General features: G+C 54.8%; 11 protein-coding genes. 5 read left to right on the forward strand and 6 right to left on the reverse strand.

Going from position 1 to position 15,203, the window contains the following annotated elements:
* Window position 1 precedes the first annotated feature (1 nt).
* The 3 genes from gluQRS to sfsA form a co-directional block, all read right to left on the reverse strand.
* Complete coding sequence (gene gluQRS / locus ACMHXH_RS17885; protein ID WP_144361621.1) at window positions 2–871, reverse strand: tRNA glutamyl-Q(34) synthetase GluQRS; 870 nt, start codon at window positions 869–871, stop codon at window positions 2–4.
* Window positions 872–939: 68 nt separating this feature from the next.
* Window positions 940–1,383, reverse strand: a complete 444-nt coding sequence (gene dksA, locus ACMHXH_RS17890) for an RNA polymerase-binding protein DksA (RefSeq protein WP_025010051.1) — start codon at window positions 1,381–1,383, stop codon at window positions 940–942.
* 168 nt (window positions 1,384–1,551) lie between these two features.
* The gene (gene sfsA / locus ACMHXH_RS17895) at window positions 1,552–2,256 is read right to left on the reverse strand and encodes a DNA/RNA nuclease SfsA (protein WP_144361584.1); all 705 of its coding nucleotides are present in this window, start codon (window positions 2,254–2,256) and stop codon (window positions 1,552–1,554) included.
* A 164-nt stretch (window positions 2,257–2,420) separates the two neighbouring features.
* Here sfsA and pepB point away from each other — a divergent pair, with 164 nt between their 5' ends.
* The gene (gene pepB, locus ACMHXH_RS17900) at window positions 2,421–3,698 is read left to right on the forward strand and encodes an aminopeptidase PepB (RefSeq protein WP_144361583.1); all 1,278 of its coding nucleotides are present in this window, start codon (window positions 2,421–2,423) and stop codon (window positions 3,696–3,698) included.
* A gap of 91 nt (window positions 3,699–3,789) precedes the next feature.
* Entirely contained in the window at window positions 3,790–4,248 is a 459-nt protein-coding gene (locus ACMHXH_RS17905; RefSeq protein ID WP_335911873.1) for a GNAT family N-acetyltransferase, read from the forward strand.
* A 1-nt stretch (window position 4,249) separates the two neighbouring features.
* On the opposite strand, the gene thpR is transcribed toward ACMHXH_RS17905, so the two are convergent.
* Complete coding sequence (gene thpR / locus ACMHXH_RS17910) at window positions 4,250–4,798, reverse strand: RNA 2',3'-cyclic phosphodiesterase (protein WP_335911871.1); 549 nt, start codon at window positions 4,796–4,798, stop codon at window positions 4,250–4,252.
* Window positions 4,799–4,954: 156 nt separating this feature from the next.
* Between thpR and ACMHXH_RS17915 the strand changes: the two genes are divergently transcribed.
* The 3 genes from ACMHXH_RS17915 to mrcB all read left to right on the forward strand — a co-directional run bounded on the left by ACMHXH_RS17915 (window position 4,955) and on the right by mrcB (window position 12,088).
* Window positions 4,955–7,126 (forward strand): putative bifunctional diguanylate cyclase/phosphodiesterase, encoded by a 2,172-nt coding sequence (locus ACMHXH_RS17915; RefSeq protein WP_335911870.1) that lies wholly within the window; start codon window positions 4,955–4,957, stop codon window positions 7,124–7,126.
* Window positions 7,127–7,190: 64 nt separating this feature from the next.
* The gene (hrpB, locus tag ACMHXH_RS17920) at window positions 7,191–9,746 is read left to right on the forward strand and encodes an ATP-dependent helicase HrpB (RefSeq protein ID WP_335911868.1); all 2,556 of its coding nucleotides are present in this window, start codon (window positions 7,191–7,193) and stop codon (window positions 9,744–9,746) included.
* 14 nt (window positions 9,747–9,760) lie between these two features.
* A complete protein-coding gene (mrcB, locus tag ACMHXH_RS17925) occupies window positions 9,761–12,088 on the forward strand; it encodes a penicillin-binding protein 1B (RefSeq protein WP_039033105.1) in 2,328 nt (775 codons plus the stop codon).
* A 430-nt stretch (window positions 12,089–12,518) separates the two neighbouring features.
* Here the strand turns inward: mrcB and ACMHXH_RS17930 are convergent, their stop codons facing one another.
* Together ACMHXH_RS17930 and pntB are read right to left on the reverse strand one after the other, a co-directional pair.
* Complete coding sequence (locus ACMHXH_RS17930; RefSeq protein ID WP_144361578.1) at window positions 12,519–13,226, reverse strand: hypothetical protein; 708 nt, start codon at window positions 13,224–13,226, stop codon at window positions 12,519–12,521.
* A gap of 485 nt (window positions 13,227–13,711) precedes the next feature.
* Entirely contained in the window at window positions 13,712–15,196 is a 1,485-nt protein-coding gene (pntB, locus tag ACMHXH_RS17935; RefSeq protein WP_144361577.1) for a Re/Si-specific NAD(P)(+) transhydrogenase subunit beta, read from the reverse strand.
* Between the last annotated feature and the right edge of the window lie 7 nt (window positions 15,197–15,203).

Below are 15,203 nucleotides of genomic sequence, written 5' to 3' on the forward strand. Positions count from 1 at the left end.
ATCAGCGGCCGATGAGGATCTCTGTCTGTTTGGGAATGCTGTCCGGATCAAACTGAGCCACCGCCTGAGCCAACATCTGAGTCACATCGGCTTGGGGCGTGACAGCGGCCTGGCCGAGAAACTCAAGTGCCGCCAACAGCGCCGGCTGTGGATGGCGTTTATCCACCGGCGTGGCATGGTTTTGCTTGGAGAGCTTGCGTCCAGCCTGGGTGCTGGCCAGCGGCAGATGAAAAAAACTCGGTTCCTGAAACCCGAATTGGCGAAATAGGCTTATCTGTCGGCAACTGGCCTCCAAGAGATCGGCGCCGCGGACGATTTCTGTGATGCCCTGAAAGGCGTCGTCCAGCACTACCGCCAGTTGATAGGCGTACAGGCCATCGCTGCGCTTGATAATAAAGTCTTCTGCGGCGAAGGCCGGGTCGACACAGACTTGACCCAGATGGTCATCAATAAACTGAGCAACCGCCAATTGGTTGTGAATGCGAATAGCACCTTGCTTGAGTTGCAACTCCCGGCAGCGGCCGTCGTAAACGCCACCTCTTTGCTGGATCTGTTTGCGGGTGCACTGGCAATAGTAGGCCTGATTGGATTTCAGCAAGGCATCTATATGTTGTTGATAGTCTTGCAGGCGTTGGCTCTGGTACAGCACTTCGCCATCCCAGTGTAAGCCAAAGGCTTCCAGAGTGTGCATTATGTCATCGGCTGCGCCGCTGACTTCTCTTGGGGGGTCGATATCTTCTATTCGCAGTAACCACAGCCCTTGTTTTGAGCGGGCGCGTAGATAACTGCCGAGGGCGGCAACAAGAGAGCCAAAATGCAAAGAGCCAGAAGGCGAGGGGGCGAAACGGCCTATGTAGGAAGTGTTGTTCATCAAGGGCAGAGTGACAAAAAAATCGCGGGGCCAGTGTAACACTTGGCCCCGCGCTGTGGCAGATTAGATTAACCTGCCATCTGTTTTTCTTTGATCTCTGCCAGCGTTTTGCAGTCGATACACAGATCGGCTGTCGGTCTGGCTTCCAGACGACGGATGCCGATTTCAACGCCGCAGGATTCACAGAAACCGAAGTCATCTTCTTCAATTTTCTGCAGTGTCTTTTCGATCTTCTTGATCAACTTACGTTCGCGGTCGCGGGCGCGCAGTTCGAGGCTGAACTCTTCTTCCTGGGCGGCACGGTCCACCGGGTCCGGGAAGTTTGCAGCTTCATCCTGCATATGGGTAAGAGTGCGATCCACCTCTTGACGCAACTGATTCCTCCATGCTTCAAGAATGGTTTTGAAGTGACTCAGTTGTTGTGAGTTCATGTACTCCTCACCGGGTTTTTCCTGGTAAGGGTCTACACCAGCGATAGCGAGTACACCAAGTTTTTTAGTGCCTTCAGGCATAACGCATCTCCTGTTTCCATTTGCGTCGTAGGGCGTTCTTATGAACGGCCGCTATCTATATCAGAATCTCTCTACCTAGGCAAATATTTCGATTTACTTATTGCTAATTATTTGAATATGTCTGCTAAACCCGATTAAATCAACTTTTTATCACTTTTTACAGCTGGTTCAGCGGATAAATTCGAGCCTTGATTCCACCCTGAAGCCTTCTGGGGCAAGGCTTGTGGCATAGGCAAGCACTTCTACCCCGGCATCTATGGCTTCGTTCAATAAATCAGCATATTTTGAATCTATATGGCGGGCCGCTGATACGGTTTTTATGCCGGTATGTTGCACTAAAAACACCAATACCCCTCGTTGGCCACTTTTTACCACGGACATCAGTTCCCGCAAGTGTTTCTGACCGCGGCTGGTGACGGCATCAGGAAAGTAACCGTGACCCTCTTCCAAGAGTGTGGTGTTCTTCACTTCGATATAGCAATCGGCCTTTACCCCTTCGCTGAGAAAAATATCGATACGGCTGTTTTCATCACCGTATTTCACTTCCCGCTTGAGGTTTTGGTATCCCAGTAGTTCCTTGATGACACCTGTTTGGATCCCTTCCTCTACCAGGGCATTGGCCCGGCCGGTGTTGACTCCAATCAGGTCGCCTCCAGGGGTTTGCATCAGTTCCCAGGTGTGGGCGTACTTACGCTTGGGATTGTCTGAACAGGAGAACCAAACCCGCTCGCCGGGGAACTGGCAGTTCTTCATTGAACCCGTATTGGGGCAGTGCAGAGTAATCTCAGTGCCATCATCCAGCCTGACATCGGCCAGAAAGCGTTTATACCTTTGGATCAAAATGCCGGATTGCAGTGGTGGGATAAACTCCATCCCCATCTCCCTGAAGTGACTGAAAACTCCAAAGCCTAGCAGGCTTTACAGTTGGCAACAATTCTCATTCGGCGCAGGGCTTCAAGTGCCAGGCAGGAATGCAGTACACTGGACGCAATTGTGGCGCCTTGCGTTCACTACATATAAAAGAAGAAGGAATCGAAATGAGTCAATCCATGAAGATAGCGCTGACCCATGAGGCCCCTGCGGCCCATTGGGGCAAGGCCGATGTAACCTACAATGCTGAGCAGGCTCAGATCCACCTGCAGGGAAACGATGCCCTGCGACAAATTCAGATGGCCGCCCGCAAACTGCGTAACCAGGGGATCAATCAGGTTTCTTTGGTGGGAGAGGGTTGGGACCTCAACTGTCAGTGGGCCTTTGCCCAGGGCTTTGTCACTGCCAAAGGCGGCCATGAGATCCAGTGGGCCGGTGATGAGGCGCTCAAGGGCGCGCTGACCAGCAGGGCTTACAGCGCATCGTTTGCCCGCAGTCTTATTAATGAAACCCCGGAAAATCTGCCACCACTGAAACTGGCGCAGCAGGCGGCCAATTGGCTGGCCGAACTCGGCGGTGACAAGGTCAGCTACCGGATAGTTGAAGGGGAAGCCTTGTTGCAGGAGCAATGGATAGGCATTCATGCAGTTGGCCGCGGCAGCGAAAGGCCACCTGCATTGCTGGAACTGGATTTTAACCCTCTGGGTGAAGATGCTCCCGTGTCCGTCGCGCTGGTAGGTAAAGGGATCACCTTTGACTCAGGCGGTTACAGCATCAAGGCTTCCGAAGGCATGCTGGGCATGAAGGCGGATATGGGCGGCGCGGCAACGGTTACTGCGGCGCTGGGACTGGCGATTCAGAACGGTCTCGACAAGCGGGTTAAACTCTACCTCTGCTGCGCCGAGAACCTGATAAGTGGTCGTGCCTATAAGCTGGGAGACATACTGACCTACAAGAACGGCACCACGGTTGAAGTGGTCAATACCGACGCCGAGGGACGCCTGGTGCTGGCCGATGGTCTGCAGGCCGCCTGCGCCAGCGGTGCGACTCGGGTTATTGATGCCGCCACTCTGACCGGCGCCGCCGTGATGGCCGTTGGCCGCAACTATAACGCCATCTTCTCCCCCAGTCAGCCACTGCTGGCGTTGACGCAGCAAAAGGCGGCTCTAGTGGCCGAAAATGTTTGGCCTTTGCCGCTGGAGCCTTGGCATAAAGAGATGTGCCCTTCTGCCTATGCCGATACCGCCAACAGCCGCCCTGTAAAAGGTGGCGGCGCCGGTGGCGCTTCCAATGCCGCAGGTTTCCTGTGGCGTTTTGTCAATGAAGGTGTCGATTGGCTGCATATCGATCTGGCCGCCGCATTTGAAGACAACGCTTCGGCCCTCTGGGCTGCAGGCGCCACGACTCACGGTATGTTGACCATAGCCGAACTGCTGGCAGACTGAGTCATAGGGACTTAACGGTCAAACCAAGCCGCCTACAGGGCGGCTTTTTAATGCCTGTGTATCGCTATTTTTCAACGAAGGGAAGTGCAGGATGAAATTACGCAAGGCAAGAAAGGAAGACGCACAAGCTGCCTGGGATATCCGTAATCTGGCGATTCAAGCCGGTTGCCAGGAGGTTTACACAAAGGCAGAGCTCAGAATTTGGACCCAAGGCGAGATGCCCTCTGTCTTTATCACCATGGTGGAGAGAGACTTTTATCTAATCGAACATCAGGGAAAAATACTGGCGACCGGCATGCTGGATAACGACCGAATTGAAGCCCTGTTCGTGCATCCACAAGCCATGGGCCAAGGGCTCGGGCGCGACTTACTCGCTTATCTCGAGTCTTTGGCGCGTGAAAAAGGCGTGACCGCTCTGACGCTGGAGTCTACCCTCAATGCCGCCGACTTCTATCGCAGTTGTGGCTTTTGCGGTGAGGGGATAAGCCAATATCACTCCCCAAGAGGCATAGTGCTCGACTGCGTGGTGATGCACAAGGCGCTTAAGTGATTCAGTCGCTTAACGGCCAACTGGCCAATATCCGGTACTCGACGCCGGTTGGAGTACTCAAAGACTCGTAGAGTTGCAGCTCGCTTGGCGTTAAATCGAGCGTTGGAACATCTTCGAGTTCCGGTAGGTTGTTGGCCCTTCGCATCAAGGTGATATGGGGGCGGTAATCATATTCGCTGCTATGCAGCTCAAGATTTGTTGCCAGTTGTTGCGCCGCCTTGGCGAGCGCCATTAACGCTGGATCTTCGGCTATGCCGGCCAGGCAGAGTATTTTCGGCCCGGGCCAGAAACAGAGATGCTCGAGCCGCACCCGAAAGCGTTTCAAGGGCAAGCCGGGAATGGCAGCGAGTAAATCCTCGAGCTGTTCTGCCGTCACCTGGCCGAGAAACGCCAGGGTGAGATGCAGATTGGCCTCAGTCACTTTCTTGAGACTTGGGGCTGACGGTTCATAAGCTTGTTCACAAGCCAGCTGCAACTTCAGCAAGCTCGCTCTTTCTGCCGCGGCTGGCGAGAATCCGAGAAATAGTCTTTTAGGCGTAATTGGGCTCATTTTTCGTTTCCGGTTAAGGCTTTGGCTTATACTCTTGACCTATACTGTGGCTTATACCATTTTGCATGAGAGTTGACTCACTGCGTTAAAATGGAAGCATAATGGTATCAGATGGATTCTTCAGTTCAGGAACAGTCGTAAGGAAATGACCCCATTATGTCCGTGAGTCTAGCCAATCAATTGCAACATGCCCTGGTGGATGTCTTCAGCGATTCTCCGTTGATCACCCTGGAGCAGAATGTTGATCGCGCCCTGGAGATCATCACCCGGCAACTGGATTGTGACGGGGTATTTGTGCTGGCGGCTGGAAAGGCTCCCGGGCGGCTCAAGACCCGTAATCTCTACCTCAAACCCCAATTCAATACTCTGCAAGCCACCCGAGAGTGGGGGTTGGGGAACATGCCTTTTTTTCGCAATCTGTTACGCCATCCCAAACTCCTGACCCTGGACAGTATTGAAGAGCTTCCCAAGGAAGCTCAGGAAGAGAAACGTTTTTTACGCCAGTGGCAGGTACGTAGCCTGTTGGTTCTGCCGCCACTGAATCTGGGGGAGACCCATATCGCCGTCGGTGCCTTGCAATGCGGCGGCGAAAAATGCTGGCAGGAGGACTTTGTCAATGAACTCAGTCATGCGGCCGCCATGATAGGCTCGGCGATGGAACTGACCCGTATCGCATTGGCGCTGCTGGCCAGTGAGCGCAAGTATCAGGAGTTGTTTCAGCAGTTACCCCTGGCTTGCGGGCAGTTGGATAGCAGCAACCAACTGACCATGATGAACCGGATAGCCAAACAGACACTGGTAGCCGCTGATAGCCAGGATCTGCTGACCTTGGTGCGTGAGGATGACAAGGGCATTTTGCTCGATACCCTGGCCGTGGTGCGCGATGGGGTATTGAATCAGGCCTGGTGTGAGGTTGGTTTTCAGCATGGACAGGAGCTCTCCTGGCAAAAGCTCAGTATCAGTCGTAGCAAGGCTGATAAGCGTACCCTGGTGTTGATGGCTGAAGATGTCAGTGAACGTCACAGGCTGGCCAGCGAGCTGTCATTCCATGCCAATTATGATGCTTTGACCGGCCTGCCCAATCGGGTGCATTTCGAAGCCTTGCTGGCCAAGGTGCTCGGCGAGGAACAGGCTCCTCCCGTGTGTATTGCCTTTGTGGATCTGGATCAGTTTCGGGTGATCAACAATGTCAGCGGGCATATCGCGGGTGACAGGCTCTTGTGTCAGGTGGCGCAGCGGCTCAAGCAGCTGGTGCGCAAGGGGGATGTGGTGGCCAGGCTCGGCGGCGATGAGTTCGGGATCCTGATGCATTTTTGTAACCCTGAGTCGGCCAAACATATCGCTGAGCGTATCTGTCAGCAGCTGTTTAATCATGAATTCAACTGGGAAAACCGCAAACATGGGGTCTCGGCCAGCATAGGCATAGCCCAGTTGGAACCATTGGCGCAGGACATCTATACCGTTATGGGCCAGGCCGATGCCGCTTGCCGGCTGGCCAAGGAGCAGGGGCGCAATGGCTGGTTACTCTACGATAGCAGCGATCCCCGCCTCAAGCGGCTCTACAGCGAAATGACCGCCTCGGTCGATGTCCTGGGAGCCCTGGCCAACGACAAATTTGAGCTCTATTTTCAGGAGATCCGCCCGCTGGAGGCTACAGATAGCGGTATGCATCTGGAGATCTTGCTGCGTATGTATCAGGAGGAGGGAGAGATGCTGTCACCGGCGATATTTCTGCCGGCGGCAGAGCGTTATAACCTGGCGTCCAGAGTGGATCGCTGGGTGATAGATCATCTGCTGCTTTGGGGCAATCGGCATCTTGAGTTGTGGCAGTCCCTGTCTTTGGTGTCGCTGAACCTTTCGGCGTCCTCGCTTGAGGATGAGGAGTTTATGGACTGGCTTGAGATGCGTCTGCTGGCCGAGCCGGAGTTGGTCGATAAGCTGTGTATCGAAATCACCGAAACTTCGGTTCTCAGCCAGCTCGAGCAGGCTCATAGGTTGATTGAACTGCTCAAACCTTTGGGTTGTAAGCTGGCGATGGATGACTTTGGCGCCGGCTTTTCCTCTTTTGCCTACCTGAAACAGTTGGCGGTGGATTATGTGAAGATTGACGGCCAGTTTGTGGTCAATCTCTGTGAAGACAAGGCGGATCAGGCGATTATTGCCGCCATGTGTCAGTTGGGGAAGCAGATGGCGTTTCAAACTATTGCCGAGTTTGTGGAAACCGAGGCCATAGTGGCGAAACTGCGGGAGCTAGGAGTGGATTATGCTCAAGGTTACGCCATAGGTAAACCCAGGCCCTTATTGGCGCTGAGCGAGCCAATTCGTTAGGTTAGCCACAGCGGCGGAAACTGGTTACACTGAGCGCCTGTTTTTGTAAGCCATGCCCTGAATCTTGAACGACTTACCCATTCAATCTCTGTTGCCTCAACTGCGCCAAACCTTGGCCACTTGTCAGCAAGTTATCCTCGAAGCACCTACCGGAGCCGGTAAATCCACCGCGCTGCCCTTGGCACTGCTCGACTGGCCGGAAATCGACGGCAAGATCCTTATGCTGGAGCCCAGACGGGTGGCGGCTCGGGCCATCGCCGGCTTTTTAGCGCGCCAAAGAGGGCAGGCGCTGGGGCAAGAGGTGGGGTTCAGGATTCGTGGTGAGAGTCAGGTCAGCGGCAACACCCGACTCGAGATCATCACCGAGGGGGTGCTGACCCGCATGATCCAGCAGGACCCTGAGCTCAAGGGCGTTGCCATGATCATTTTCGATGAGATCCATGAGCGCCATCTGAGCACAGATCTCGGTCTGGCGTTGGCACTGGAAGTGCAGGCCTCATTGCGGGACGATTTACACTTGCTGGCCATGTCGGCAACGCTCGAAGGTTTGCCGTTACAAACCTTGATGCCGGATGCCAAGCTACTTGCCAGTGAGGGTCGCAGCTACCCTGTGACTATCGCCTACAGCGCTGTTTCGGCGCAGAGGCGCAGCGGTTCGGGTTCCGGCTCTGGCATGGCGCCTTGGCTTGAACATATGGGGCGGCAGTTGCTGGCGCTGCTGGACCCTCAGCAGGCCAGTGCTTTGGGGGTTAGCGAAGCGCAGCAACAGGGCTCGATACTCGCCTTCCTGCCGGGACAGGGGGAAATTCAGCGCCTCAAGCACTATCTGCAATCCAGAGTTGCGGCCAATGTGCGCATTTGTCCTCTCTACGGCTCACTGAGTGCCAAAGAGCAGGATGCGGCGATTGCCCCGGCCAATGCCGGTGAGCGTAAGCTGGTATTGTCCACCAACCTGGCGGAATCCAGTCTGACCATAGAGGGGATTACTCTGGTGGTGGACAGTGGTTACAAGCGCCAGGCCAGTTTCAACCCCCGCAGCGGCGTGACCCGTTTGGGACTCAAGCGTATCAGCCAGGCATCGGCCACTCAAAGAGCCGGGCGGGCTGGGCGCACCAGTGCGGGTTTCTGCTTAAGGCTTTGGGGCCAGGAGGAGCACGGCCGCTTGCCGCAAGCGGATGAGCCGGAAATCTTGCATGCCGACTTGCTCTCCATGGCCTTGGATGCCGCTTGCTGGGGTGTGCGTAGCCTCAGTGACTTGCCTTTACTGACGCCACCGGCCAGAGCCAATGAGGCGGTGGCCTGGCAGCTGTTGCAGTCGCTGCAATTGGTAGACAGGCAACGTAAGCTTAGCGCCCATGGCCGCGCGGCCTATGCACTGGGGGCGCAGCCACGGCTGGCGCATATGCTGCTTCGGGCGCAGAGTTTGGGGCAGGGGCGCGGCGAACCTGAGCTCGCCGGTCTGGCTTGTCTGCTGGCTGCCTTATTGGAGGCCAGAAGCCTTGCGGGCAACGGCGCCGATATCATGGATAAACTTTCTCAGGCCACTCAAGGCCTTGAGGCCAGACAAGTCGGCAACTGGCTCAGACGCTTAGGGCTTAATGGCAAGGCGGCAGACTTTCTGAAATTGGCGAATCGTGCCGATTGCGCCCTGTTGTTGGCGCTGGCATTTCCTGACAGGATAGCCAAGGCAAGAGGCGTCGAGGGTTACCAGTTGGCCAATGGCAGCGGCGTGGTGCTCGATGCCGGTGACAGCCTCAGCGGCTGCGAGTTTCTGGTGGTGGCCGATTACCAGGAGACCGAGGGCCGCAGCGCCGGCCGCATCTATCTGGCGGCCGAATTACCGGCGGGGTTGCTGGAAAATGAGCTGGCTTTTCTCTGCACTTGGCAACAGCAGGCGGGCTGGGATGAGTCCAAGGGACGTTTCTTTGCCGAGCGCCAACTGCGTCTTGGGGAGATAGTGCTCAAGCGGGAAGCCGAGAAAGAGGTGGATCCCAAGCTGAGGGCTCAGGCGATTATGACGTTGCTGCGCAGTAAAGGCTTGGCGCTGCTCAATATGGATGAGGATGTCAGGCAGCTCCAGTTCAGGCTGGCACTGGCAAGATCCAAAGATCCGAGCCTATTCCCGGACAGCAGCGATCCGGCGCTGCTGGATTCTCTCGAGGAGTGGTTGGAGCCGTTTTTGAGCGATATCAAGCAGCTAAAGGGGTTAATGGCATTGGATATCAAGCAGTTGCTGCTCAATCGCCTCGAGTGGCAGGCGCAGCAGATGCTGAATGAATGGCTGCCGAGCCATTGGAAAATGGCCACGGGCACCCGGGCGCCGATCCGCTATGATGCCGGCGGGCGGGCGCTGCTGAGCGTGCGTCTGCAGGAAGCGCTGGGCATGGCCGAAAGCCCGCGGCTACTGCAAGGGGAGCTGACCGTAACCATGGAACTCTTGTCTCCGGCGCAGCGCCCCTTGGCACTGACGGCCGATCTGGCCAGCTTTTGGCAAGGGCCCTATGTCGAAGTGAAAAAAGAGATGCGTGGGCGCTACCCTAAACACCTGTGGCCCGACGACCCGGCTAATACTTTGCCGACCAAATTCACCAAGAAAAAGACCTTGAATATCCAGCAGTAAATTTTGGGATAAGCATGACCACCAAGAAAAGTACCACGAAAAAAAGTACCAGAAAAACCAGCAGCAAGAGCAAGCCGGCGCGGCAAAGCCCCGGGTTGTGGCGCAGGTTATGGTCGATAACCTGGAAGCTGGCCCTTATTCTGGTAGCGGCGTTGACCATCTATTGTATCTACCTGGATCAGATCATCGCCCGTAAGTTTGAAGGGCAGAAGTGGCACCTGCCGGCGCAGGTGTTCAGTCGCTCAATGGCACTCTATCCCGGGGCGGCGGTGAGCCACGCCCAGCTGATGGCCGAACTTAAGCTGCTGGGCTATCGCAAGGTGGCCAATCCGCGCCAGGTGGGGGAGTTTTCTGCCTCCAGTACCCGAATCGAGCTGTGGCGTCGCCCCTTCCTGCATCCTGAGGGAAGCCAGGCAGAGCAGCGGGTGATGATAAGTTTCGACTCCAACGGCGTCACTTCGGTGGCGCGCATGAGCGACAAACGTCAACTGGCGGTGTTTCATCTCGAACCTGTGCTGCTGGACAGGATCATCGCCGGTGATGGTGAGGACAGGCTATTTGTACCAACCGAACAGATCCCCGAACACATAGTCGAAGCGCTTATTTTGGTGGAAGACCGCAGCTTCTATGAGCACCACGGGGTGAATCCCTTTGCCATCGCCCGTGCCCTGCTGGTCAATATCAGTGCCGGTCGCACGGTACAGGGCGGCTCAACCCTGACCCAGCAGCTGGCGAAGAACTTCTTCCTCTCCAGCGAGCGCTCCTTAATCCGTAAGGCCAGGGAGGCCTTGATGGCGCTGATTATCGATTTTCGTTACAGCAAGGATGAAATTCTCGAGGCCTATCTCAATGAGGTCTACATGGGGCAGGACAAATCCAGAGCCGTGCATGGCATGGGGCTGGCATCGCAATTCTATTTTGGCCGCCCGGTCGGAGAGCTGACCCTGGCACAGCAAGCCTTCCTGGTCGCCGCTATCAAGGGGCCATCCTACTACAACCCTTGGCGCTATCCTGACAGGGCTCAGGAGCGGCGCGATCTGGTGCTCAGGCTGTTGATGGAAGGCAGCAAAATTTCTGTCGACCAATACAAGGCGGCAGCGGAGTCGCCGCTGGGATTAAGGCGCTCGGACAAGCCGGTGCACCAGAAACTGCCGGCCTTCTTTGCCGTGGTTAAACAGGAACTCAAGGACCGCTATGGTGCGGCGCTGCTGAAGCAGTCCGGCGTCAAGGTCTATACCACTTTGGATCCCATGGCGCAGGAAGCTGCCGAAAACGCCGTTGAGCGAACCCTGAAGGAGCTTGGCAAGAAAGATAAAGAGGTGCAGGTGGGCATGGTGGTGACCGACAAGTACAGCGCCGGGATTGCCGCCATGGTGGGCGATAAGGTGCCGGGCTACGAGGGTTTCAACCGGGCGGTGGAAATTCGCCGTCCCATAGGTTCACTGGTTAAGCCGTTTGTTTATGCCACGGCGCTGGCACAGGGCAGTAAGTTCAATCTCGCCAGCCCCCTCAAAGATGAGGCTATTACCCTCAAGAATGAGCAGGGCAAGACCTGGTCGCCCCAGAATGTGGATCGCAAGTTCCGCGGCCAGGTGCCGCTGTTGACGGCGTTCAAGAAATCGATGAACGTGCCGACCGTGAATCTGGGCATGATGGTTGGCGTCGATGCCGTAGCCGCGACGCTAAAAGAGGCCGGTTGGAATGAAGCTGTATCGGCTTATCCTTCCATGTTGCTCGGCGCCGTGAACGGTTCCCCCTTGATGGTGGCGCAGGTATATCAGACCCTGGCGGACGGAGGTCGTTATCGTAAGCTCAATGCGGTGACTGCCGTGCTGGACAGCGACAACCAGCCCCTGCCTGTGGCCAGTATGCCACGCCATGAGGCGATAACGCCTGCGGCCAACTATCTGGTTCAGTACGCCATGACCAAGGTGGTGGAGTCCGGCACGGCTTCGCGTCTTGGGGCGGCTTTCCCCGGAGTGATGCTGGCGGGCAAGACGGGCACCAGCAACGACCGCCGCGATTCCTGGTTTGCCGGATTTGACGAGCGTAACGTTGCCGCCGTTTGGGTTGGCCGTGATGACAACGGCAAGACCCAGTTCTATGGCAGCAGTGGTGCCATGACGGTTTATCAACGTTTCCTCGCCGAGCGGCCGCCGCTGGGGCTGAGATTGCCGCCGGTCAACGGCGTGGTGCAGGGCTATTTCGACCGGGATACAGGTGCGGCGAAACAAGCCGATTGCCGTAATGTGGTGGCGGTTCCTGCGCTGGCCGACAGTTATCATCCGGCACCCAACTGCGGTGAACCTTTGCCTTGGTGGAAACGGATCCTCGGTGGTTAACGGCTAAAACTAAGCAGGGCGGCTATACCAGCGGCCCTGCTTATTGAGCAGGCCAAGCTGGGGCACTGAGTGTGCGTGAGCTTTAATCGGGGGGGCTTCCACACCAACTTTTGGGGGATAAATGGACCAACAACCGGTTGTTCTATCCCAGAGTGGCTGTGAATCGTACCGTTTTGTTCACAGTAATGGCATAGTGATACCACATTGCCAGATTACGTTTAATGCGATTCTCAAGGCAGTGCTTATCCTTGTGAATTTCCCCTCAGGGAAGGTCACCAAGTGCAAGGTAAAGTTATTGCAGCGGAGGGAGAGGCGAAGGCTCGCACTAGAGTAACTAAGACAACTTCTGACTGGTTCCTCCAGGTGAAATTCTAAGTACAAAAAAGCCCCTGTAATTAATTCTACTGGGGCTTTTTTGCAATCCTTTTAGTTAAGGATTTAGAACAGGATACCCTTGGCAACTATCTTGTATACACGGAGTTTCATTTGAGATACTCCATGACCCAGAATAATTATTATACATAAAAGTTTGTTCAGACTCTCTTGAGGTAAAACGAACAACGAAAGGAGTGTATTGGGAAATACCTGATTGCATTGCCATCTCGGTGATTCCTACGTACATCATGAGTGAGTCATAGCCTCCCCAACTTTGTAGTAGACGTCCCTCGACTTCTATCCGCTCAATTTCATCATCTTCACCTGATGTGGTTTGAAACACCTTATCCAGAGCAATGTTATGCAACTTTGCATTCAGCCTAGAGTAGGTTGCATATTGAGTGATAAGTCTATCCATTGAAGACTCTGGAATACCAAGACTTTGAGCCATGTTTAGCCTACGTGCTTTTATCAAAGCAAAGAGTTCACTCTTTTGCTCAACAGAAAGTGTAGAATAAGTAGTTCCAGCCCCCAAAGAGTTGATGTAAGTAGTCGTTTTTAAAAGAGGTTCTCCTAGGGTTTTCTTCCCGGACATCAGCTGATTTAATTCAGCTGAAAAGTGCAAGTAAGCCTCTGGACTTTGAAAACCAAAGTACTGAGCGTGAGCTTCTACTTTTTTTTGCACATCGCTTTCTGGTTTCGCAATCGCGTTTTGAGAGCAACACCCCAATAACAGAATTGCAAGTAAGATCCGTATACTCATTTCACATCTCCTTTGCATTTTTTAATCTGAGTATATCTAACAGACCTAATTTGCAGGGTCAATGATTTGATTGTCCATAAATTGAACAGTGAACGGGCGGAGATTCGGTGGGCTAAAGACCACTAAAGCCGGTCTTAGTGGCAGGTATGCACTTCTTATCTCATGGCGCAAGAAGCCGCCGAAAACGCCGTTGAGCGAACCCTGACGGAGCTTGGCAAGAAAGATAAAGAGGTGCAGGTGGGCATGGTAGTTGTTTCGGCATAGTGATGCCGCATTGCCAGATTGCTTTTAATACCATTCTCCAAAGCTGAGTTTATCTTTGTGAATCTCCCCTCTGTGCCACGAGGACTTATTCGCACCTTCCCTAAAGACAGCTTGGGGGCAGGAGATAGCGGCCTGAGGGCTCAAACCTGTAAAGAGCAGGCAAAAGAAGAGGGAGCCATCAGGCTCCCTCTATTACTCATGCTGTTACTGCGATAGGCTACTTAGAGTGATTTCAAAATCGCTTCTACGCTGGCCTTGGCATCGCCGAACAACATTTGGGTGTTGTCTTTGAAGAACAGTGGGTTCTGCACCCCGGCATAACCTGTGTTCATCGAGCGTTTGAAGCCGATGACGTTGCGGGCCTTCCACACTTCCAGTACCGGCATGCCGGCGATTGGGCTGGAAGGATCTTCAGTGGCCGCCGGGTTAACCGTATCGTTGGCACCTATCACCAGTACTGTATCTGTGTCTTCGAAATCATCATTGATCTCGTCCATCTCCAGCACTATGTCATAAGGCACTTTGGCCTCGGCCAACAGCACGTTCATATGGCCCGGCAGACGCCCGGCAACCGGGTGGATACCGAAGCGCACTTTCACTCCCAGATTACGCAGTTTCTGGGTGATCTCGGCCACGGGATACTGTGCCTGGGCCACCGCCATGCCGTATCCGGGGGTGATGATCACTGAGCTGGAGTTTTTCAGCAGCTCGGCTACCTCTTCGGCCGTGGTTTCACGGTATTCGCCCATCTCTTCATCACCGCTGGAAACGGCGCCATCGGTACCGAAACCGCCGGCAATTACAGAGATAAAGGAACGGTTCATCGCCTTACACATGATGTAAGACAGGATGGCACCGGAAGAACCTACCAGGGCACCTGTGACGATCAGCAGGTCGTTGGACAACATAAAGCCCGCCGCTGCGGCCGCCCAGCCAGAGTAGGAGTTGAGCATGGATACCACAACCGGCATGTCGGCGCCGCCTATGCTGGCTACCAGGTGCCAGCCAAAGGCAAAGGCTATCAGTGTCATGATCAGCAGAGGCCAGATGCTGCCACCTACGTTGACGAAGTAAATCATCAGCAGCAGGGATACCACTACCGCCAGCAGGTTGAGCTTGTGGCGATGAGGCAACATCATCGGCTTGGAGGAGATAATGCCTCTGAGTTTGCCGAATGCCACCACAGAGCCGGTGAAGGTCACGGCACCGATGAAGATCCCCAAGAAGACTTCCACCAGGTGGATGTTGAGCATGGCGCCAGTCATGGGCTCATGCGCTGCCGAGGCGGCGGCTTGCTCTATGGCTGCCCTGGCGGCTTCCAGAGTGGCATTAAGGTCATTACCGACAGTGACTATCACTTCGTTCATCGCCTGTGGGTGCAGGCCGAGGAAAGAGTTGAAACCTACCAATACGGCGGCCATACCCACAAAGCTGTGGAGAATGGCGACCAGCTCAGGCATCTCTGTCATCTCAACCTTGAGCGCCAGACGAATACCTATGGCACCGCCTATCACCATGGCGAGAATGATCCAGTGAACCCCATTGGTTTCGGGATTCAGTATGGTAGCGATCAAAGCGATCGACATCCCTATAACCCCAAACAGGTTTCCATTTTTTGCAGACTCCTGCTTCGATAAGCCGGCGAGGCTTAAGATGAAGAACAGGGCCGCTATGATATAGGCTGCTGTTACCAGTCCTTGAGACACGATATAC

The organism is Shewanella sp. BJSY2023SW001 (assembly GCF_047314685.1).
Lineage (GTDB): Bacteria > Pseudomonadota > Gammaproteobacteria > Enterobacterales > Shewanellaceae > Shewanella > Shewanella indica.